Below are 21,179 nucleotides of genomic sequence, written 5' to 3' on the forward strand. Positions count from 1 at the left end.
GCCCGCCCCGTCAGCGACCGTTGAAGGCGTCCTTCAAGCGGCTGAACAGGCCCTGCTGGCCCGGCGCGAACTGGCCCGTGGGCCGCTCCTCGCCGCGCAGCTTCGCCAGCTGGCGCAGCAGGTCCTCCTGCTGCGGGTCGAGCTTGCTCGGAGTGGTGACCTCGACGTGGACCATCAGGTCGCCGCGCCCGCCGCCGCGCAGGTGCGTGACGCCGCGCCCGTGCAGCGGGATCGACTGGCCGGACTGGGTACCGGGCCGGATGTCGATCTCCTCCATGCCGTCCAGCGTCTCCAGCGGGCACTTGGTGCCCAGGGACGCCGCCGTCATCGGGATGGTGACCGTGCAGTGCAGGTCGTCCCCGCGCCGCTGGAAGGTCGGGTGCGCCAGCTCGTGGATCTCCACGTACAGGTCGCCGGCGGGGCCGCCGCCGGGGCCGACCTCGCCCTCGCCCGCGAGCTGGATGCGGGTGCCGTTCTCGACGCCCGCCGGGATCTTGACCGTCAGGCTGCGGCGGGACCGCACCCGGCCGTCGCCCGCGCACTCGTGGCACGGGGTGGGGACCACGGTGCCGAAGCCCTGGCACTGCGGGCAGGGGCGCGAGGTCATGACCTGGCCCAGGAAGGACCGGGTGACCTGCGAGACCTCACCGCGGCCGCGGCACATGTCACACGTCTGCGCCGAGGTGCCGGGGGCGGCGCCTTCGCCGGAGCAGGTGGTGCAGACGACCGCCGTGTCGACCTGGATGTCCTTGGTCGTCCCGAAGGCGGCCTCGTCCAGTTCCAGGTCCAGGCGGATCATCGCGTCCTGGCCGCGCCGGGTCCGCGAGCGCGGCCCGCGCTGCGAGGTCTGGCCGAAGAAGGCGTCCATGATGTCGGAGAAGTTGCCGAAGCCACCCGCCCCGAAGCCGCCCGCGCCGGCGCCGCCCGACGAGGACAGCGGGTCGCCGCCGAGGTCGTAGACCTGCTTCTTCTGCGGGTCCGAGAGCACCTCGTACGCCGCGTTGATCTCCTTGAAACGCTCTTGCGTCTTGGGATCGGGGTTCACATCCGGGTGCAGCTCGCGGGCGAGTCGCCGGAATGCCTTCTTGATCTCGTCCTGCGATGCGTCGCGGCGCACGCCGAGAACGGCGTAGTAGTCCGTGGCCACTTACGACTCCGCCAGGATCTGTCCGACGTAACGTGCCACTGCGCGTACCGCTCCCATCGTTCCGGGGTAGTCCATGCGGGTCGGTCCGACCACGCCGAGTTTGGCGACTGCTTCGCCGCCCGAACCGTAACCGACCGAGACGACCGACGTGGAGTTCAGCCCCTCGTAGGCGTTCTCGTGCCCGATCCGTACGGCCATTCCCGACTCGTTGGCCTCACCGAGCAGCTTGAGGAGCACGACCTGCTCCTCCAGCGCCTCCAGCACCGGCCTGATCGTCAGGGGAAAATCGTGTCCGAAGCGGGTGAGATTGGCGGTACCGCCGATCATCAGCCGTTCCTCGGCTTCCTCGACCAGGGTTTCGAGGAGGGTCGCGAGCACCGTGGAGACCGTGCCGCGGTCCTCGGCCTCGAAGGATTCGGGGAGGTCCTTCACGAGCGGCGGCACGTCGGTGAACCGGCGGCCGACGACGCGGCTGTTGAGCCGGGCCCGCAGGTCCGCCAGCGAGGCCTCGCCGAAGGGGCTCGCGCAGTCGATCAGCCGCTGCTCGACCCGGCCCGTGTCCGTGATCAGTACGAGCATCAGGCGCGCGGGAGCCAGCGAGAGCAGCTCCACGTGCCGGACGGTCGACCGGGTCAGGCTCGGGTACTGGACCACGGCGACCTGCCGGGTCAGCTGCGCGAGCAGCCGCACCGTGCGGCCGACCACGTCGTCGAGGTCGACGGCTCCGTCGAGGAAGTTCTGGATCGCCCGGCGCTCCGGCGACGACAGCGGTTTGACCCCCGCCAGCCTGTCGACGAAGAGGCGGTAGCCCTTGTCGGTGGGGATCCGGCCCGCGCTGGTGTGGGGCTGGGCGATGTAGCCCTCTTCCTCCAGCACGGCCATGTCGTTGCGCACGGTGGCGGGTGAGACGCCGAGGCGGTGCCGCTCGGTGAGCGCCTTGGAGCCGACGGGCTCCTCCGTCCCGACGTAGTCCTGGACGATGGCGCGCAGCACTTCGAGTCTGCGTTCACTGAGCATTCGCGCACACCTCCAGCTGTGGTCCGTTGCCTGCTCCGTTGGCACTCCGAGCGTTCGAGTGCCAGAGAACCCCCGCTCAGTGTACGGCCGGGCAGTAAGCCGCTGGCAAGGGAGGCCCGCCAGGGTAGCGTCGCCGTATGGACGTGCGTTGGGAAGAGGCGGGCTGGGAACGGCTGACCGGACGGGTCGGCCGGCGTCGGCTGCCGGTGTGGGACTGCACGGTGGGGCTGGTGGTGGGGGACGACCGCGTCCTGGCGGTCGACCCCGGGTCGTGCCTGCGCGAGGGGGCCCAGCTGCGGGCCGAGGCGGAGCGGCTGACCGGCCGGCACGTGACTGATATCGCATTCACGCACGGACATTTCGACCACGTGTTGGGCGGCGCGGCCTTCGCGGGCGCCGAGGTCTACGGGGCGGTCGGGCTGGCCGGGGTGCTCGCGGCCGACCGCGAGGGGCTGCGGCGCTCGGCGGTGGAGCACGGGCTCGCGCGGGACGAGGCGGCGGAGGCCGCCGAGCTGGTGGTGCGGCCCCGGCATCCGGTGTCGGGCGAGTGGACGCTGGAGCTGGGCGGGATCCAGGTGCTGCTGGCGAACGTGGGGCCCGGGCACACCGGGCACGACCTGGCGGTCTTCGTACCCGGCGAGCGCGAGGTGGTCTTCTGCGGGGACCTGGTGGAGGAGTCCGGCGAGCCGCAGGCCGGCCCGGACGCGGTGCCGGCCCGGTGGCCCGCCGCGCTGGACCGGCTGCTGTCGCTCGGCGGCGACGACGCGCTGTACGTACCGGGTCACGGAGCGGTGGTCGACGCGGACTTCGTCCGTGCGCAACGCGCCACACTGGCAGCACGTTTCGGCGTGTCGGAGGCATGAGGGCGGCCGCTCTCCTACTGTCGGCCGGATGCGCGAGTACTCCCCCGACCTGACCCCGCAGTGGAAGCGCCCGAAGCCCGTGCCGGAGGTGCCGGCGGAACCCGACCTCGTGGTCGAGGTGGCGGGTACGGACTTCTGCGGCGCGGTGGTGGCCTGCGAGGCGGGCACGGTGACCCTGGAGGACCGGTTCGGCAGGCGGCGGGTGTTCCCGATGGAGCCGCGGGGGTTCCTGCTGGAGGGCGCCGCGGTCACCCTGGTCCGCCCGCCCCGGGGGCCGGCGGCCCCGGCCCGCACCGCGTCCGGGTCGATCGCCGTCCCGGGGGCCAGGGCGCGGGTGGCCCGGGCCGGGCGGATCTACGTCGAGGGGCGGCACGACGCCGAGCTGGTCGAGCGGGTCTGGGGCGACGACCTGCGGATCGAGGGGGTCGTCGTGGAGTACCTGGAGGGCATCGACGACCTCCCCGCCGTCGTCGCGGAGTTCGGACCCGCCCCGGACGCCCGTTTGGGCGTCCTGGTGGACCACCTGGTGCCCGGCTCGAAGGAGTCCCGCATCGCGGCGTCGGTGACCTCGCCGGACGTCCTGATCGTGGGCCACCCGTACGTGGACGTCTGGCAGGCGGTGAAACCGTCCGCGCTCGGCATCGCCGCGTGGCCGGTGGTCCCGCGCGGGCAGGACTGGAAGACGGGCGTCTGCCGGGCCCTGGGCTGGCCGGAGAACACGGGGGCCGCCTGGCAGCACATCCTGTCGCGCGTGGCCTCGTACAGGGACCTGGAGCCGACCCTGCTGGGCGCGGTGGAGCACCTCATCGACCACGTGACGGCGCCCTGACCCCGGTCCCGCCCGACGGGCTCCCGCGCCGGAGGCCCGGGGCGGGGGCAGGGGGCAGGTCGGGGCCGTTCCGGTCAGGTCAGATCAGGTCCGGTCAGTCCACCAGGTCCCGGACGACCGCGTCGGCCAGCAGCCGCCCCCGCAGGGTCAGCACGGCCCGGCCCGCCTCGTACGGGGCGGGCTCCAGCAGCCCGTCCGCCAGGGCCCGCCGCGAGGCCGCGAGGCCGGCCGGCGCCAGCAGCGACAGCGGTACGCCGTCCACCAGCCGCAGCTCCAGCAGGATCCGCTCCACCCGCCGGTCCTCCTCGGAGAGGAGCTCCCGGCCGGCGCCCGGGGAGCGTCCCTGCGCCAGCGCGGCGGCGTACGCGCCCGGGTGCTTCACGTTCCACCACCGCACACCGCCGACGTGCGAGTGCGCGCCCGGACCGGCGCCCCACCAGTCCGCGCCGCGCCAGTACAGCTCGTTGTGGAGGCAGCGGCCGGCCGGCGACGCGGCCCAGTTCGACACCTCGTACCAGGAGTACCCGGCCCGCTCCATGACCTCGTCCGCGATCAGGTAACGGTCGGCGTGGACGTCGTCGTCCGTCATCGGGACCTCGCCCCGGCGGATCCGCCGGGCGAGCTGCGTGCCCTCCTCGACGATCAGCGCGTAGGCGCTGATGTGGTCCGGTCCGGCGCCCAGGGCGGCCGTGAGCGAGTCGCGCCAGTCCTGGTCGGACTCGCCGGGGGTGCCGTAGATCAGGTCCAGGTTGACGTGCTCGAAGCCGGCCGCGCGCGCCTCGGAGACGCATGCCTCGGGGCGTCCCGGCGTGTGCGTGCGGTCGAGCACCTTGAGGACGTGCTGCTTCGCGCTCTGCATGCCGAAGGAGAGCCGGTTGAAGCCGCCTGCGCGCAGTTCCGCCAGGTACCGGGGGTCGACCGACTCCGGGTTGGCCTCGGTGGTGATCTCGGCGTCCTCGGCCAGGCCGAACTCCTCGCGGATCGCCGCGAGCATCCGTACGAGGTCCCGGGCGGGCAGCAGCGTCGGGGTGCCGCCGCCGACGAAGACGGTCCGGACGGCGCGGGGGTCGTCGCCGAGCACCTTGCGGGCGAGGCGGACCTCGTCGATCAGGGTGTCCGCGTAGTTCTCCCGGGAGGCGAGCACGCCGCCGGTACCCCGCAGCTCGGTGGCCGTGTAGGTGTTGAAGTCGCAGTAGCCGCAGCGCGTGGCGCAGTACGGGACGTGCAGGTAGAAGCCGAGCGGCCGCTCCCCGGCGGCCGCCAGGGCGTGCGCCGGCAGCGAGCCGTCTTCGGGCATGGGGTCACCGTCGGGCAGTGCGGAAGGCATGCCCCCATTGTCCCGCACCGCCCGGCGACCCCCGACCGGTGGCCCGGCGGGGGTCGGGGGCGGGCGCTGTCCCGCCCCGGGCGGCTCGCCCCGAGGGCGTCAGGCCTCGCGGGAGCCCTCGTACATCTCGTCGATCAGGTACTTGAACTCCCGCTCGACCACCGGCCGCTTCAGCTTGAGGCTGGGGGTGAGGTCCCCGTGCTCCACGTCCAGGTCGCGCGGCAGCAGCCGGAACTGCTTCACCGTCTGCCAGCGCTGGAGGCCCTCGTTCAGGGTCTGGACGTACGTCTCGATGAGGCGGTTCGTCTCCGGCGCGGCGACGACCTCCGCGTACGTCTTGCCCTCCAGCCCGTTGTCCGCGGCCCAGCCGAGGATCGCGGGTCCGTCGAGCGCGATCAGCGCCGAGCAGAAGTTCCGGTCCGCGCCGTGCACGACGATGCTGGAGACGTACGGGCAGATCGCCTTGAACTGGCCCTCGACCTCGGCCGGGGCGACGTACTTGCCGCCGGAGGTCTTGATCAGGTCCTTCTTGCGGTCCGTGATCCGCAGGTAGCCGTCGGCGGAGAGCTCGCCGATGTCGCCGGTGTGCAGCCAGCCGTCGGCCTCCAGCACCTCGGCGGTCTTGTCCGGGAGCCCGTGGTACCCCTGCATGATGCCGGGGCCGCGCAGCATGATCTCGCCGTCGTCGGCGATCCGGACCTCGGTGCCGGGGAGCGGCTTGCCGACCGTACCGGTGCGGTAGGCCTCGCCCGGGTTGACGAAGGAGGCGGCGCTGGACTCCGTGAGGCCGTAGCCCTCCAGGATGTGGATGCCGGCGCCCGCGAAGAAGTAGCCGATGTCGGGGGCCAGGGCGGCGGAGCCGGAGACGGCGGCCCGCAGCTTGCCGCCGAAGGCGGCGCGGAGCTTGGAGTAGACGAGGGCGTCGGCGACCTTGTGCTTGGCGTTGAGTCCGAGGGGGACCGTCGCCCGCCCGGTGCGCCGGAAGTTGTCCTGGCTGGCCTTGGCGTAGTCGCGGGAGACGCCGGCCGCCCACTGGAAGATCTTGTACTTGGCGCCGCCCGCGGCCCGGGCCTTGGCGGCGACCCCGTTGTAGACCTTCTCGAAGATGCGCGGGACCGCCGCCATGTACGTCGGCTGGACGATCGGCAGGTTCTCGATGATCTTGTCGATGCGGCCGTCGACGGCGGTGACGTGGCCGACCTCGATCTGGCCGGAGGTCAGCACCTTGCCGAAGACGTGGGCCAGCGGCAGCCACAGGTACTGGACGTCGTCCTTGGTGATCAGGCCGGTGGCCACGGTCGCCTTGGCCATGTACGACCAGTTGTCGTGCGGCAGCCGCACGCCCTTGGGCCGGCCGGTGGTGCCGGAGGTGTAGATGAGGGTGGCGAGCTGGTCGGCCGTGATGGCGGCGATCCGCTCCTTGACCGCCTCGGGGTTCTTGGCGAGGTACTCCGCGCCGCGCTTCTCCAGGTCGGCGAGGGAGAGCACCCAGCCCTCCGGGTCGCCCTCGGCCGCGAGGGCCTCGTCGGCGTCGAGGACCACGACGTGCTGCAGCTCGGGCAGGTCGGAGCGGTGGGCGCGGGCCTTCGCCAGCTGCTTGCCGTCCTCGGCGATCAGTACCCGGCTCGCCGAGTCCGCGAGGATGTACGCCGACTCCTCGGCGTTCGTGCTCGGGTAGATCGTGGTCGTCGCGGCGCCCGCGCACATCACGCCGAGGTCGGCGAGGATCCATTCGACGCGGGTGTTGGAGGCGAGCGCGACGCGGTCCTCCGAGCGCAGGCCGAGGTCGATCAGCCCGGCGGCGATGGCGAAGACCCGCTCCGCCGCCTGTCCCCAGCTGAGCGACTTCCAGTCGTCGGGAGCACCCGGGCCGCCGGCCGAGGGCACCGGGAACCGGTACGCCTCGCCGTCGGGCGTGGCGGCGACGCGCTCAAGGAAGAGGGCCGCCACGGTGGGCGGACGGTTCTCGATCAAGGTCTGTGTGTCGCTCACGACATCCTCCGGACCGGTCCACGCGGCAGAGCGTGGGCGTGGGGCGCTTACGGGGCGCTTGGGACTGGCGGGTTTGAGACGTTGCCAACTAGTGACTGGCGAGTAACCATCGAGCAGTGATCAGACTAGAGGCCGTCCGCCCGGGGCGTAAGAGCTGGCGAGCGGCCGCTTCATAACGAAAGAGGCCCCCGCGCTCTCGCACGGGGGCCCGCTTCCGTCGGTGCCGCTACTTCTTCTTGCCGGCCGACTCGTCGCTCGACAGGACGGCGATGAAGGCCTCCTGCGGGACCTCCACGGAGCCGACCATCTTCATCCGCTTCTTGCCTTCCTTCTGCTTCTCCAGCAGCTTCCGCTTACGGGAGATGTCACCGCCGTAGCACTTGGCGAGTACGTCCTTGCGGATGGCGCGGATCGTCTCGCGGGCGATGACGCGGGAGCCGACCGCGGCCTGGATCGGGATCTCGAAGGCCTGCCGCGGGATCAGCTCGCGCAGCTTGGCGACCAGGCGGACGCCGTAGGCGTAGGCGGCGTCCTTGTGGCAGACGGCGGAGAAGGCGTCGACCTTGTCGCCGTGCAGCAGGATGTCGACCTTGACCAGGCTGCCGGACTGCTCGCCCGTGGGTTCGTAGTCCAGGGAGGCGTAGCCGCGCGTCTTGGACTTCAGCTGGTCGAAGAAGTCGAAGACGATCTCGGCGAGCGGGAGCGTGTAGCGGATCTCGACCCGGTCCTCGGAGAGGTAGTCCATCCCGAGGAGGGTGCCGCGGCGCTGCTGGCAGAGCTCCATGATCGCGCCGATGAACTCGGAGGGCGCGAGCAGGGTGGCCCGGACGACCGGTTCGAACACGTCCGAGATCTTGCCCTCGGGGAACTCGCTCGGGTTGGTGACGGAGACTTCCTTGCCGTCCTCCATGACCACCCGGTACACCACGTTGGGCGCGGTGGCGATCAGGTCGAGGCCGAACTCCCGCTCCAGGCGCTCGCGGACCACGTCCAGGTGGAGCAGGCCGAGGAAGCCGACGCGGAAGCCGAAGCCGAGCGCCGCCGAGGTCTCCGGCTCGTAGACCAGCGCGGCGTCGTTGAGCTGGAGCTTGTCGAGCGCCTCGCGCAGGTCCGGGTAGTCCGAGCCGTCCAGCGGGTACAGGCCCGAGAAGACCATCGGCCTCGGGTCCTTGTAGCCGCCGAGGGCCTCGGTCGCCCCGTTGTGCAGGCTGGTGATCGTGTCACCGACCTTGGACTGGCGTACGTCCTTCACGCCGGTGATGATGTAGCCCACCTCGCCGACGCCGATGCCGTCGGCCGGGGTCATCTCCGGCGAGGAGACACCGATCTCCAGCAGCTCGTGCGTCGCGCCGGTGGACATCATCCGGATGCGCTCGCGCTTGTTGAGCTGGCCGTCGACCACACGGACGTAGGTGACCACGCCCCGGTAGGAGTCGTAGACCGAGTCGAAGATCATGGCGCGCGCCGGGGCGTCCTTGGGGCCGACCGGGGCCGGGACCGTGGCGACGATCTTGTCGAGCAGGGCGTCCACGCCGAGACCGGTCTTCGCCGAGACGCGCAGCACGTCCTCGGGCTGGCAGCCGACCAGGTTCGCGAGCTCCTCGGCGAACTTCTCCGGCTGGGCGGCCGGCAGGTCGATCTTGTTCAGGACCGGGACGATCGCGAGGTCCTTCTCCATCGCCAGGTACAGGTTGGCGAGAGTCTGCGCCTCGATGCCCTGGGCGGCGTCCACCAGGAGGACCGTGCCCTCGCACGCGGCGAGGGAGCGGGAGACCTCGTAGGTGAAGTCGACGTGCCCGGGGGTGTCGATCATGTTGAGGATGTGGGTGTCGCCCCGGCCCTCGCCCGCGGTGGGGGCCCAGGGCAGCCGGACCGCCTGGGACTTGATCGTGATGCCGCGCTCACGCTCGATGTCCATGCGGTCGAGGTACTGGGCGCGCATCTGCCGCTGGTCGACCACACCGGTGAGCTGGAGCATCCGGTCGGCAAGGGTCGACTTGCCGTGGTCGATGTGCGCGATGATGCAGAAGTTGCGGATCAGCGCCGGGTCGGTACGGCTCGGCTCGGGCACGTGGCTGGGGATCGCGGGCACGCAGTGTCCTGATTCTCGGGTCGCAGTCGGAGGCATGGAGCGGGACGTCGGTCTGAGGACAGCTCCGGCCCCGTCGCTCTCGTCGGCGCGACGGCGGATCTGTACGCAGGCTCCCATGGTCCCATGGACGGGGGAGTGCGCTCGGATTGGGCCGCCGGGAGCGTGCCTGGTAGCCTGGGCAGCTGTGTCTCGTATGCCCTCTCAGCTGTCGGGACACACATTCGAAGATCAAACTCTGAACCTGAGAAGGCTCTTTCGTGGCGAACATCAAGTCCCAGATCAAGCGGAACAAGACGAACGAGAAGGCGCGCCTGCGCAACAAGGCCGTCAAGTCCTCGCTCAAGACCGCGATCCGCAAGGCCCGCGAGGCCGTCGTCGCCGGTGACGTCGAGAAGGCCACCGTGGCTTCTCGTGCCGCCGCGCGTGCGCTCGACAAGGCTGTCTCGAAGGGTGTCATCCACAAGAACGCCGCCGCCAACAAGAAGTCGGCGCTGGCGGTCAAGGTTGCCTCCCTGCAGGGCTGAGCTCTCGATGTGATCGCCGGTGAGGACCCAGCGGGCCCTCTCTCCCGCTCCTGACCGGCACCCCGCTCCGCACACGAAGCGTTCGCCACGCGGGTGCGGAGCACACCAGCAGTGACCGAAGGCCCCGGCCGCCATCCTCCCCAGGGCGGCGACCGGGGCCTTCGCTTTGCCCGCCCGCCCTGCGCCAACCCGCCCTGCGCCGGGCCCGCCCTGTGACCGCGCCGCCCCCCGGGGTCGCCCCTGCGGGTAGGGGCAAGGGGTACGGGGCGGGTACGGGTACGGGCCGCGGTGGCCGGGCGGGTTGTGTCAGCCCCGCTGGGGGCGGGCGGCGCGGGCCACCGCCACGACCGCCTTCTCCAGCGCGTACTCGGGGTCGTCACCGCCGCCCTTGACCCCCGCGTCGGCGGCGGCCACGGCGCGCAGGGCGTCCGAGACGCCGTCCGCGGACCAGCCGCGCATCTGCTGGCGGACGCGGTCGATCTTCCACGGCGGCATGCCCAGGTCCCGCGCGAGATCGCCCGGGCGGGCCCCGCGCGGGGCGGAGGCCAGTTTGCCGATGGCGCGCACCGCCTGGGCCAGGGCGCTGGTGATCAGGACCGGCGCCACCCCGGTGGACAGGGACCAGCGCAGGGCTTCGAGGGCCTCCGCCGCACGGCCCTCCACCGCCCGGTCGGCGACGGTGAAGCTGGAGGCCTCGGCCCGGCCGGTGTAGTAGCGGCCGACCACGGCCTCGTCGATGGTGCCGTCGACGTCCGCGCAGAGCTGGGCCGCCGCGCTCGCCAGCTCCCGCAGGTCGCTGCCGATCGCGTCCACCAGGGTCTGGCAGGCCTCGGGGGTCGCCGACCGGCCCAGCGTGCGGAACTCGCCGCGCACGAACGACAGCCGGTCCGCGGCCTTCGTCATCTTCGGGCAGGCGATCTCGCGCGCGCCCGCCTTGCGCGCCGCGTCCAGCAGGCCCTTGCCCTTGACGCCGCCCGCGTGGAGGAGGACGAGGATGATCTCCTCGTACGGAGCACCGAGGTAGGCCTTGACCTCTTTGACGGTGTCCGCGGAGAGGTCCTGCGCGTTGCGCACGACCAGCACCTTGCGCTCGGAGAACAGCGAGGGGCTCGTCAGCTCGGCCAGCGTGCCGGGCTGGAGCTGCTCGGAGGCGAGGTCGCGCACGTCCGTGTCGGCGTCCACGGCGCGCGCGGCCACGACCACCTCCCGTACGGCACGGTCGAGCAGCAGGTCCTCCTGCCCCACCGCGAGGGTGAGCGGGGCGAGCGGATCGTCGGTGGGGTTCTTCCTGGTGGCCATCGGATCCAGCATCCCACGCCGCACCGACAGCCCTTCGCGCCCCGTAGCGGAGAATGGCCGGGTGAACGCGCGCCATGTACTCGTCCTGCCCGACCGCGACGCCGCCGAGGAGGTGGCGCGGGAGGCCGTCGACCGCTTCGGCCTCCCGGAGGAGCCCCGGCTGGTGCGCGACGCCCTGGCGGGCGAGGACGACGCCGAGGACGCCCAGTGGCTGGTGGTCGTCGAGGACCCGCGGCTCCGGCTCGACCCCGTCGCGCTGGACGGGCTCGCCGCCGAGCACGAGGGCTGGCTCGAAGCCCCGTAGGGCTCCGGCCGGCCCCCCGCGGCACCGGCCCGCGGGCCGGCACCGGCACCTCAGGCCTTGTGCACGATCTGGACGTCCAGCGCCACTTCCACACTCGAACCCACGGCCGCGATCCCCTGCGCCAGGACCGACTGCCAGTTGAGGGTGAAGTCCTCGCGGTGGAGTTCGGTGGTGGCCCGGCAGGCGGCCCTCGGTTCCCCCTCCAGGCCCGTGCCGATACCCAGGTAGCGGGTGTCCAGGGTGACCGAGCGGCTGACCCCGTGCAGCGTGAGGGCGCCCGTGACGGCCCAGCGGCCGCCGCTGCGGTGGATGAACCGCTCGCTGTAGAACTCCACCGTCGGATGCCTGGCCGCGTCCAGGAAGTCCGCTGACCTCAGGTGGTCGTCCCGCAGCCGCACCCCGGTGTCGATGCTCGCCGCGTCGATGATCACGCGCATGGAGGAGTCCTCCATGCGCTCGGCTATCCGCACGGCCCCAGCGAACGTGTTGAACCGGCCGCCGATGCGCGCGAAGCCGATGTGGCGCGCGGTGAAGGCGATGGTCGAGTGCGTCGGGTCGAGCTCCCAGTGGCCGGGCTGCGGCAACAGCGGCGGTTCCACCGCGTCCAGGACGATCTCTCCGGTACCGGGCTGCGCCGGGTTCCCGACGAGCGTCGTCCCGTGGAACGGGGCGTACCCCTCGGCGGTCACGGACAGGCGGTACTCCCCCTCCGGAACGGCGGCCGTGAACCCGCCGTACGGGTCGGTCTCCCCGCTGACGATCCGGCGCCCGATCGGGTCGGTCACCTCGAACCTGGCCTGCCGCACCGGCTGGTGGACGGTATCGAGGACCCGGCAGCTGAGCAGCCGCGCCGTCGGCGGCAACGTCAGCGTGGCGGACGTGGTCGGGCTGGACCCTCCGACCGTCTCCATTCCCCGTCGGCGACTGAACATGGCTGATGCACCCCCGTGCTCCGTGGACTTGGACCGCGTCGGCGAAGACGCATTCGATCATGCGGTCGGACAGTGGGCGACGAGAAGGGACACGCCTTCCGTACCCGCGCCGGTTTCGCCGCCGGTCGACGGTAAATGCTCGCATCCCCGGGCCCGTTCCCGCGACAGCGACCGCCCCGTGGGTGTCGGTACGCAGCACTGTCGCCCCCAGTGCCCGCAGCCGCGCGAGCGTGCCGGGCGCGGGGTGGCCGTAGCGGTTGCCCGCACCCACCGGCACGATGGCCAGCCGCGGCCGGACCCTGGCGTGCAGTGCGGGGTCCTGGTGGGCGGACCCGTGGTGGGCGACCTTGAGGACGTCGACCGGCCCGAGTTCGGGATGGCTCCTCAACAGGGCCTGCTGCGCGGGGGGTTCGAGGTCTCCGAGCAGCAGCAGGGTGAGTCCCGCCGAGCGCACGAGCAGGGTGACGCTCGCGTCGTTGGGTCCCCCGGCGGGCGGTCCGGCCGCCTGCGGCCACAGCACCCGCCACTCCAGCCGCCCGGCCCTGCGCCGCTCCCCCGCCGACGCCCGGACCACGGGGACTCTCGCGGCCGCCGCGGTCCTGCGGACGAACTCGGCCCGCCCCGGGGGCTCTTCCCACGCGGTGGTCTGGATCACATCCACGGACCGGCCCCGGAGCACCCCGGCGAGCCCGCCCACGTGGTCGGCGTGAAAGTGCGTCAGCAGGAGCAGCGGAACCCGCCGCACCCCCAGGGCGCGCAGGCACGCGTCCACCGGGCCCGGAACCGGGCCGGTGTCCACGACCACGGCCTCACCGGGACCGACGGCGAGGACTGCGGCGTCCCCCTGCCCCACCGCGCACTGCACGTAGCTCCAGTCGGGCGGCGGCCAGCCCGTGAGGGTACGGGTCAGCTGCGGCGGCCGCAGCACCGCCAGGAGCAGCAGCACGGCGAGGACGGGGCACGCCCACAGCCGCGCCCACGTCCGCCGGCTGTACCGCGCTGCCAGCGCTACGAGGGCCACGGTCGCGGCGGCGAGCAGCAGGCCGCCGCGGAGGCCGCCGGGCCAGGCCAGCTCCGCCCCCGGGAACCCCGCCCCGGCCCGTGCCACGGCGGCGATCCACCCGGCCGGCACCCCGGCGCACCGGGCGAGCAGCTCCGCGGCGGGCATCCACAGCGGGGCCGCCCCCAGCGCGGCGAAGCCGAGCACGGTCGCCGGACCCGCCGCGAGCTCGGCCAGCAGGTTGCAGGGCACCGCCACCAGGCTGACCCGGGCGGACAGCACGGCGACCACGGGAGCGCACACCGCCTGGGCGGCCGCGGCGGCCCCGAGCGCCTCGGCCAACCGGGACGGCACTCCCCTGCGCCGCAGCGCCTCGCTCGCCCGGGGCGCGAGGGTCAGCAGGGCCCCGGTGGCCAGGACGGACAGCAGGAAGCCGTAGCTTCGGGCCAGCCACGGGTCCCACAGCACGAGCAGCAGCACGGCGGCGCCCAGGGCCGGGATCAGGGACCGCCGCCGCCCGGTGGCGATGGCCAGCAGGGTGACCGCGCCGCAGGCCGCGGCCCGCAGCACGCTCGGCTCGGGCCGGCACACCACCACGAAGGCCAGCGTCAGGGCCGCGCCGCCCAGGGCCGTCGTCCGCAGCGAGAGCCCGAGGCGGGGCGCCAGCCCGCGCCGCTCGGCCCGCTGCGCGCGGGACGGGGGCCCGATGAGCAGGAACAGCACCACGGTCAGGTTGGATCCGGACACCGCCAGCAAGTGCAGCAGATCGGTGGCCCGGAACGCCTCGTGCAGATCGGCGGGCACCCGGGAGGTGTCCCCGACCACCAGCCCGGGCAGCAGGGCCCGGGCGTCCGGGGCCAGCGTCTCGGTGGCTTCGCGCAGCCCGGCCCGCAGCCGCCCGGCGAGCCGCTGCGCGGTGTCGGGGCCGGCGGTCACCCGGGGCGGGGTGTCCCCGGCCGGCCGCAGCAGTGCGACGGCGCGCTCCCCGTCCCGCCCCGGGGCCAGCCGGGCCACGGCCTCCACGCGGGTGGAGGGCAGCAGCCGGGCCCATCCGGGGTGCCCGGCGAGGACCCGCACCGGTGTCTCGACCCGTGTGCGTGCCCCGTCGGGCCCGGTGACCTCCCGTACCACCGCGTCCAGCACCACCACGGGCGGGCCGCTTCCGCCCCCGGTGACGCGCGGGTCGGTGGCCACGGTGAGCACGGCGAGGACACGGGCGTGCTCCCCGGCCAGCCCGACGACAGGCCCGGCCCGCGCCTCGGCCCGCTGGAGGCCCGCCACTCCCGCCGCGGCCGCCGCGCACAGCAGGGCGGCGGCCACGGCGGTCCCGGCCCGCCACCGGCCGCGGCCGGTGGGACGGCGGTACCCCGCCAGCAGAAGCAGCCCCGCGCCGGCGGCGCCCAGCCCCGCCCCGGCCGCTGCCCATCCGGCGGGAGCGTCCAGCGCGAGCGCCGCGGCGCCCCATGCGGCCAGGGCCGGCCCCGCGATCCGCAGGTCCACCGGGCCGGCGGCCTCGGCCCCGCTCACGGCCGCACCAGCGCCCGCAGGTCGGCGAAGCGCCGCTCGCCGATGCCGTTGACCTGGCGGAGCTCCTCGACGGACCGGAAGCCCCCGCGGGCCGTGCGGAAGTCCACGATGTGCTGCGCGAGCACCGGCCCGACCCCCGGCAGGCCGTCGAGCTGCTCGACGGTCGCCGATCCCAGGCTCAGCGGGCTGGGCGGGCCGGGCGGTGCGCCCGCCCCCGCGGGGGGCGGTTGCGCCACGACGCCCACCAGCACCTGTTCACCGTCCACGAGCACCCGGGCCCGGTTGAGGCCGGTGGTGTCCGTACCGGGCCGCACTCCCCCGGCGGCCGCGAGCGCGTCCTCCACCCGCGAACCGGCGGGCAGTCTGCGCACCCCCGGGTCACGGACCTTGCCTCCGATGTCCACGACGATCCGTCCCGCCTCGGCGGTCACCGCCGCGCCGGCCACGGCCCCCGCCGGGACCGGATCCGCCCACCCCTGCCCTGGGGCCCTCACCTGCCCCGGTCCCGAGGCCGGTCCCGGTCCCGAGGCCGGTCCCGTGCCCGCTGCCGGTGCCACGACCGCAGCCGGTGTGACCGGGGTCGGCCGCGCCGACCAGTACTGCTGCGCGGCGAAGCCGACCGCACCGACGAGCACCACCGCCACGGCGGCCACCGTGCGCGGCTCCATCCCGCAGCGGGCCTGGAGCCACACGGGCAACCGCTCCCGTACGGCCAGCCGCCGCGCGGCCCCCGCCGACAAACCGGTCCCGCCGGCGGACGGCTCCCCCGAGCCGTCCGCCTCCGGCGGCACCGCGGACCTGGACGGCGCACCGGTGCCCGCCCACTCAGGCGGAGGGGAGGGCGGCGGCAGGGGCGGGACCGGCACCGTCGGCGGACTCGCCTCGCCGCCCAGCAGGGCCTCGGCCCGCCGTCGCTCCGCGCCCGCGGCGGGGTGAGGGGGCCGGCGGCCCCCACGGCGCCGGAACCGGCTGTCGGCGAGACGGCCGTCGGACAGGCGGCCGTCGGAGAGGCGGGGTCGTCCGGGTCCACTGGTGGCCCGGGAGGGATAGGGGTTGCGCGTTCGCAGAGTCATGCCACGACGGTAGGGACGGCCGGCGAAGCCCGCTCGGAACCTTCAATTCCGGTGGATGGCGGGCCCGTTGTGGATAACCGGGTCACCCGTTCCGGTGATCAGCGCGGCGAGACGACCGCGGCGAGCAGGCCCGGACCGGTGTGCGCGCCGATCACCGCGCCGACCTCGCTGACGTGCAGCTCGACCAGGCCGGGGATGCGCTCACGGAGCCGCTGGGCGAGCTTCTCGGCCCGCTCGGGGGCCGCCAGGTGGTGCACGGCCACATCCACGCCGGCCGAGCCCGCACGCTCCACGGCGAGCTCCTCCAGGCGGGCAATAGCCTTGGACGCCGTCCGTACCTTCTCCAGCATCTCGATCCGCCCGTCGTTCAGCATGAGCAGCGGTTTCACCGCCAGCGCCGACCCCAGGAGGGCTTGCGCGGCGCCGATCCGACCGCCCCGGCGCAGGTATTCGAGGGTGTCGACGTAGAAGTAGGCGCCCATGTCCGACGCCCGCTTCTCGGCGGCGGCCACGGACTCGTCGACGGAGCCGCCGGCCTCGGCCGCCTCGGCGGCCGCCAGGGCGCAGAAGCCGAGGGCCATCGCGACCATGCCGGTGTCCACGACGCGCACCGGTACGGGCGCGGTCCTGGCGGCGACCACGGCGGAGTCGTAGGTCCCGGACAGCTCGGCGGACAGGTGCAGGCTGACGACGGCGCTCGCGCCGGCGTCGGCGGCGGAGCGGTAGGCCCGGGCGAAGTCCTCCGGGCCGGGCTTCGACGTGGTGACCGAGCGGCGCTTCTGCAGGGTCAGCGCGAGCTTGCGGGCCGAGATCTCGGTGCCGTCCTCCAGTGCCTCGCCGCCGAGGACCACGGTGAGCGGAACGGAGGTGATTCCGTGCCTCGCCATGGCCGGTCGGGGCAGGTAGGCCGTGGAATCGGTGACGATGGCGACATGGCGGGACATGAGCCGGAGGTTACCGCCCGTGGGGGCGCTACGGCAGCCCGGGCCCGCGGTCGGCTCCACCGCGGCCACCCGCCCCAGCACCGCCCGTGCCCGGACGAGCCCCGCACCACCCGTGCCCGACGCAGCCCCGGACCGTACGCCCCCGAGACCCTACGCGGCGCCGGACCGCGCGGACCGCGCCCGGCCCCGACTCACGACCCGGTTCAGGTGGTGCTCTCCGGCCGGCGCGCCTTGTGCCACGGGTACGGTGCCGCCGGTGCGGCCGGGTTCAGGGCCGCCTGCTGCGGTCCCGTGCCCCGTCCGCCGGCTGACGCGGCGCCGTCCGGCGCGTCCTCCCGGGTCGCGGCGGGCCCGCTCGCCGTCCCCGCGGCCTGCGCCGCGTCCCAGGCGTCGGCGGCCGCCGCCAGCTCGTCGACCGGCTCCCGGGACCAGTCCCGCAGCGCGCCCGACTCCATCTCGATCTGTGCCGACAGGGTGGACAGGTCGTCGTTCGCGAACTGCCGGGCCCGGTCGCGGGCCGCCCACCGCAGCGATTCGGCCGCCTTCGTGATCTGTGCGACGCGCTCGCGCAGTGCGGGCAGGCTCTCCGCCGTCCGCTTGCGGTCCGGCTCCTGCTCCAGCCGCTTCAGCTCGTCGTCCAGCTCCCGCCCGTGCTCGCTGAGCCGCTGGAACAGTCCGAGGGACTCCCTCAGGGAGGGGTCGGTGCGGACTCCGTCGTGCAGGGTCGCCTGCGTGGACCGCATCGACGTCCGCAGGTCCAGCCGCAGCTGCGCCAGCGCCCCCGCGACCCCGACCTGTCCCAGGCTCTTCGCCCGGAGGGTGGTGTCCTCGACCGTCCGCCGCGCCTGCGTGAGGGTCCGGTCCACTCCGCGCTTCGCCGCCCCGACCACCTTGACGGTCGTGTAGGCCCCCAGGCCCAGGAAGGCGAAAAGCACCATCAGCGCGAAGATGATCAACGCGGCCTCCATGAGTGTCCCTTCCCCAGTGCCGGACAGCTGTTTCCTTCTTCCCCCACCGTAAACGCCACAGGCAGGCCAGGGGTTCCCTTCGAACCCCCAACCTGCCCGTACGGGACATCCCCCATGCGGGGTCGTCAGACGACGATGTTCACCAGCTTCGGCGCGCGCACGATCACCTTGCGGATCTCCGCACCGCCCAGCGCCGCGACCACGCCCTCGTCGGTCACCGCCAGCCGCTCCAGCTCCGCCTCCGAGATCGTCGGCGACACCTCCAGCCGCGCCTTGACCTTGCCCTTGACCTGCACCACGCACGTCACGCTCTCGTCCACGACGTACGCCGGGTCCGCGACCGGGAAGTCCTGGTGGACCACGGACTCGCTGTGGCCCAGGCGGTGCCACAGCTCCTCCGCGATGTGCGGGGCCAGCGGGGCCACCAGCAGCACCAGCCGCTCGGCGACCGAGCGCTCCAGCGGGCGGCCCGCCTTCGTCAGGGCGTTGTTCAGCTCGGTGATCTTCGCGATGGCGGTGTTGAACCGCAGCCCCGCCAGGTCCGCCCCCGCCCCGTCGATCGCCTTGTGCAGGGCGCGCAGGGTGTCCTCGGCGGGCTCGGCGTCGACGACCGTCACCGCGCCCGTCTCCTCGTCCACGATGTTGCGCCACAGGCGCTGCAGCAGCCGGTACTGACCGACGACGGCCCGCGTGTCCCACGGCCGCGAGACGTCCAGCGGGCCCATCGCCATCTCGTACAGGCGCAGCGTGTCCGCCCCGTACTCCTCGCAGATCTCGTCCGGGGTGACGGCGTTCTTCAGGGACTTGCCCATCTTGCCGTGCTCACGCTTGACCGGCTCGCCCTGGTAGTAGTAGCCGCCGTCGCGCTCCTCGACCTCGGCCGCGGGGACGTACACACCGCGTGCGTCGGTGTAGGCGTAGGCCTGGATCATGCCCTGGTTGAACAGCTTGTGGAACGGCTCCGCCGAGGAGACGTGGCCCAGGTCGAACAGCACCTTGGACCAGAAGCGCGCGTACAGCAGGTGCAGCACGGCGTGCTCGGCGCCACCGACGTACAGGTCGACGCCGCCGTGGGGCGCGCCCTCGCGCGGGCCCATCCAGTACTGCTCGATCGCGGGGTCGACCAGCGCCTCGGAGTTGTTCGGGTCCAGGTAGCGCAGCTCGTACCAGCAGGAACCGGCCCAGTTGGGCATGGTGTTGGTCTCGCGCCGGTAGCGCTTGACCCCGTCGCCCAGGTCGAGCTCCACGTTGACCCAGTCCTCGCGGCGCGACAGCGGGGTCTCCGGCTGGGAGTCCGCGTCGTCCGGCGCGAAGGTGCGCGGCGAGTAGTCGTCGACCTCCGGCAGTTCCAGCGGCAGCATGCTCTCGGGCAGCGCGTGCGCCACGCCGTCCTCGTCGTAGACGATCGGGAAGGGCTCGCCCCAGTACCGCTGGCGGCTGAACAGCCAGTCGCGCAGACGGAAGTTGACGGTGCCCCGGCCGATGCCCCGCTCCTCCAGCCAAGAGGTGATGGCGGCCTTGGCCTCGACGACGTCCAGGCCGTCCAGGGCGATGCCGGAGCCGGTCGAGTTGACCAGCCTGGCGTCGTACGAGACGAACGCGTCGTCCCAGTCGCCCGGGTCGGTGCCGCGGTCGTCGGAGGGCTCGACCACGCACCGCATGGGCAGCTCGAAGGCGCGCGCGAACTCGAAGTCGCGGCTGTCGTGCGCCGGGACGGCCATGATCGCGCCGGTGCCGTAGCCCATCAGCACGTAGTCGGCGATGAAGACGGGGACCTTGTCGCCGCTGACCGGGTTCACCGCGTACTCGCCGGTGAAGACGCCGGTCTTGTCCTTGGCCTCGGCCTGCCGCTCCACGTCCGACTTGGAGGCGGCCTGCTTGCGGTACGCGGCGACGGCCTCGGCGGGGGTGGCGTGCCCGCCGGTCCACACCTGGCGGGTGCCCTCCGGCCAGGCGGCCGGGATGAACTTCTCCACCAGCGGGTGCTCGGGCGCCAGGACCATGTAGGTCGCGCCGAACAGGGTGTCGGGGCGGGTGGTGAAGACGGTGATGGCCTCGTCGCCCAGCGCGAAGTCGACGCGGGCGCCCTCGGAGCGGCCGATCCAGTTCCGCTGCTGCAGCTTGATGGCCTCGGGCCAGTCCAGCTCGTCCAGGTCGTCCAGCAGCCGGTCGGCGTACGCGGTGATCCGCATGTTCCACTGGCTGAGCCGGGACTTGAAGACGGGGAAGTTGCCGCGCTCGGAGCGGCCGTCCGAGGTGACCTCCTCGTTCGCCAGCACGGTGCCCAGGCCGGGGCACCAGTTGACGGGCGCGTCGGAGGAGTACGCCAGCCGGTACCCGCCCAGCACCTCGGCGCGCTCGGCGGCGCTCAGCCCGCTCCAGGCGCGGCCGTCGCCGACCTCTCGGGAGCCGTCCTCGAAGGCGGCGACCAGCTCGGCGATCGGGCGGGCCCTGCCCGCTTCCGCGTCGTACCAGGAGTTGTAGATCTGCAGGAAGATCCACTGGGTCCACTTGTAGTAGTCCGGGTCGATCGTGGCGAACGAGCGGCGCTTGTCGTGGCCCAGGCCCAGCCGGCGCAGCTGGACCTTCATGTTCTCGATGTTCGCCTCGGTCGAGACGCGCGGGTGCGTTCCGGTCTGCACGGCGTACTGCTCCGCCGGCAGGCCGAAGGCGTCGAAGCCCAGGGTGTGCAGGACGTTGTGCCCGGTCATGCGCTGGTGGCGGGCGAAGACGTCGGTGGCGATGTACCCCAGCGGGTGGCCCACGTGCAGGCCCGCGCCGGACGGGTACGGGAACATGTCCATGATGAACTTCTTGGGCCGCGCGGCCATCGCCGGGTCCCCGGCCAGGTCACCGGTCGGGTTCGGCGCCTCGTACGTCCCCTGCGCGTCCCAGGCGTCCTGCCAGCGTGCCTCGATGTCGGCGGCCATGGCAGCCGTGTAGCGGTGCGCCTCGGCCGCCTCGGGGGCCGGGGTGTTCGTCTCGCTCATGATTTCTGAAGCTCCATCGATCGTCTCTGCCGTCTCTGCCTGCCCAAACGAAAAAACCCCTCGCACAGGAGGGGACGCCGCGCCGATGCCGACCGTCTGACGGGTCGGTACTGATCAGCGCGGCTCGGTAAGCAGAAGGCGTACGGCACGCATGGCGTCAGGGTACCGCAGCGGCCCCCGGCGACGCTCGGCCGTTCCAGCCGGTGGGCACAACGAGAAGCGGGGCCCCCCCCCCCGGGGGGGCCGCTGGCCCCCCCCCCGCCGCCACGGCCGCGGCCCGCGCGCCGACGGCGAGGAACACCTGGACGTAGTAGCGGGACCGGCGGGGCACGAAGGCCTCGACCAGGATCC

16 protein-coding genes and 1 pseudogene are annotated in these 21,179 nt (G+C 73.3%); 5 read left to right on the plus strand and 12 right to left on the minus strand.

Features of this window, described 5'->3' with window-relative positions; translation table 11 throughout:
- Positions 1–10 precede the first annotated feature (10 nt).
- Complete coding sequence (dnaJ, locus tag ACFWUQ_RS15830) at positions 11–1,147, minus strand: molecular chaperone DnaJ (protein ID WP_384538136.1); 1,137 nt, start codon at positions 1,145–1,147, stop codon at positions 11–13.
- On the minus strand, positions 1,148–2,164 hold the full coding sequence (hrcA, locus tag ACFWUQ_RS15835; RefSeq protein ID WP_384538138.1) for a heat-inducible transcriptional repressor HrcA: 1,017 nt from the start codon (positions 2,162–2,164) through the stop codon (positions 1,148–1,150).
- 137 nt (positions 2,165–2,301) lie between these two features.
- Between hrcA and ACFWUQ_RS15840 the strand changes: the two genes are divergently transcribed.
- Positions 2,302–3,027 (plus strand): MBL fold metallo-hydrolase, encoded by a 726-nt coding sequence (locus ACFWUQ_RS15840; protein ID WP_384538139.1) that lies wholly within the window; start codon positions 2,302–2,304, stop codon positions 3,025–3,027.
- 28 nt (positions 3,028–3,055) lie between these two features.
- Positions 3,056–3,856 (plus strand): DUF3097 domain-containing protein, encoded by an 801-nt coding sequence (locus tag ACFWUQ_RS15845; RefSeq protein WP_384538141.1) that lies wholly within the window; start codon positions 3,056–3,058, stop codon positions 3,854–3,856.
- 94 nt (positions 3,857–3,950) lie between these two features.
- Here ACFWUQ_RS15845 and hemW read toward each other — a convergent pair whose 3' ends face one another.
- From hemW to lepA, 3 genes are all read right to left on the minus strand, one after another.
- Positions 3,951–5,183: a radical SAM family heme chaperone HemW gene (gene hemW / locus ACFWUQ_RS15850; RefSeq protein ID WP_384538142.1), complete on the minus strand. Its 1,233-nt coding sequence runs from the start codon at positions 5,181–5,183 to the stop codon at positions 3,951–3,953.
- A 99-nt stretch (positions 5,184–5,282) separates the two neighbouring features.
- Positions 5,283–7,175 carry an AMP-dependent synthetase/ligase gene (locus ACFWUQ_RS15855; protein WP_384538144.1) on the minus strand — a complete coding sequence of 631 codons (1,893 nt, stop codon included), beginning with the start codon at positions 7,173–7,175 and terminating at the stop codon, positions 5,283–5,285.
- 226 nt (positions 7,176–7,401) lie between these two features.
- Entirely contained in the window at positions 7,402–9,267 is a 1,866-nt protein-coding gene (lepA, locus tag ACFWUQ_RS15860; RefSeq protein WP_384538146.1) for a translation elongation factor 4, read from the minus strand.
- Between the two features lie 257 nt (positions 9,268–9,524).
- Here lepA and rpsT point away from each other — a divergent pair, with 257 nt between their 5' ends.
- Positions 9,525–9,791: a 30S ribosomal protein S20 gene (gene rpsT, locus ACFWUQ_RS15865; protein WP_362808311.1), complete on the plus strand. Its 267-nt coding sequence runs from the start codon at positions 9,525–9,527 to the stop codon at positions 9,789–9,791.
- A 306-nt stretch (positions 9,792–10,097) separates the two neighbouring features.
- Here the strand turns inward: rpsT and holA are convergent, their stop codons facing one another.
- Positions 10,098–11,090, minus strand: coding sequence for a DNA polymerase III subunit delta (gene holA, locus ACFWUQ_RS15870; RefSeq protein ID WP_384538148.1), 993 nt, complete (start codon positions 11,088–11,090; stop codon positions 10,098–10,100).
- A 61-nt stretch (positions 11,091–11,151) separates the two neighbouring features.
- Here holA and ACFWUQ_RS15875 point away from each other — a divergent pair, with 61 nt between their 5' ends.
- Positions 11,152–11,394, plus strand: a complete 243-nt coding sequence (locus ACFWUQ_RS15875; protein WP_384538150.1) for a hypothetical protein — start codon at positions 11,152–11,154, stop codon at positions 11,392–11,394.
- 50 nt (positions 11,395–11,444) lie between these two features.
- Here the strand turns inward: ACFWUQ_RS15875 and ACFWUQ_RS15880 are convergent, their stop codons facing one another.
- From ACFWUQ_RS15880 to ACFWUQ_RS15890, 3 genes and pseudogenes are all read right to left on the minus strand, one after another.
- On the minus strand, positions 11,445–12,326 hold the full coding sequence (locus ACFWUQ_RS15880; RefSeq protein WP_384538152.1) for a YceI family protein: 882 nt from the start codon (positions 12,324–12,326) through the stop codon (positions 11,445–11,447).
- A gap of 136 nt (positions 12,327–12,462) precedes the next feature.
- Positions 12,463–14,853, minus strand: a pseudogene (locus tag ACFWUQ_RS15885) (ComEC/Rec2 family competence protein); the annotation flags it as partial.
- Positions 14,850–15,257 (minus strand): helix-hairpin-helix domain-containing protein, encoded by a 408-nt coding sequence (locus ACFWUQ_RS15890; RefSeq protein ID WP_384538153.1) that lies wholly within the window; start codon positions 15,255–15,257, stop codon positions 14,850–14,852. The gene ACFWUQ_RS15890 and the pseudogene ACFWUQ_RS15885, both read right to left, overlap by 4 nt.
- Between ACFWUQ_RS15890 and ACFWUQ_RS15895 the strand changes: the two genes are divergently transcribed.
- On the plus strand, positions 15,250–15,789 hold the full coding sequence (locus ACFWUQ_RS15895) for a hypothetical protein (RefSeq protein ID WP_384538155.1): 540 nt from the start codon (positions 15,250–15,252) through the stop codon (positions 15,787–15,789). The two genes, ACFWUQ_RS15890 and ACFWUQ_RS15895, sit on opposite strands and share 8 nt — an antisense overlap.
- Before the next feature lie 235 nt (positions 15,790–16,024).
- Here ACFWUQ_RS15895 and ACFWUQ_RS15900 read toward each other — a convergent pair whose 3' ends face one another.
- From ACFWUQ_RS15900 to leuS, 3 genes are all read right to left on the minus strand, one after another.
- The gene (locus ACFWUQ_RS15900; RefSeq protein WP_384538157.1) at positions 16,025–16,870 is read right to left on the minus strand and encodes a DegV family protein; all 846 of its coding nucleotides are present in this window, start codon (positions 16,868–16,870) and stop codon (positions 16,025–16,027) included.
- A 203-nt stretch (positions 16,871–17,073) separates the two neighbouring features.
- Positions 17,074–17,838, minus strand: coding sequence for a hypothetical protein (locus ACFWUQ_RS15905; protein ID WP_384538159.1), 765 nt, complete (start codon positions 17,836–17,838; stop codon positions 17,074–17,076).
- Positions 17,839–17,963: 125 nt separating this feature from the next.
- Positions 17,964–20,828, minus strand: coding sequence for a leucine--tRNA ligase (leuS, locus tag ACFWUQ_RS15910; protein WP_384538161.1), 2,865 nt, complete (start codon positions 20,826–20,828; stop codon positions 17,964–17,966).
- Positions 20,829–21,179: the final 351 nt, after the last annotated feature.

Source organism: Streptomyces sp. NPDC058662, assembly GCF_042716255.1.
Lineage (GTDB): Bacteria > Actinomycetota > Actinomycetes > Streptomycetales > Streptomycetaceae > Streptomyces.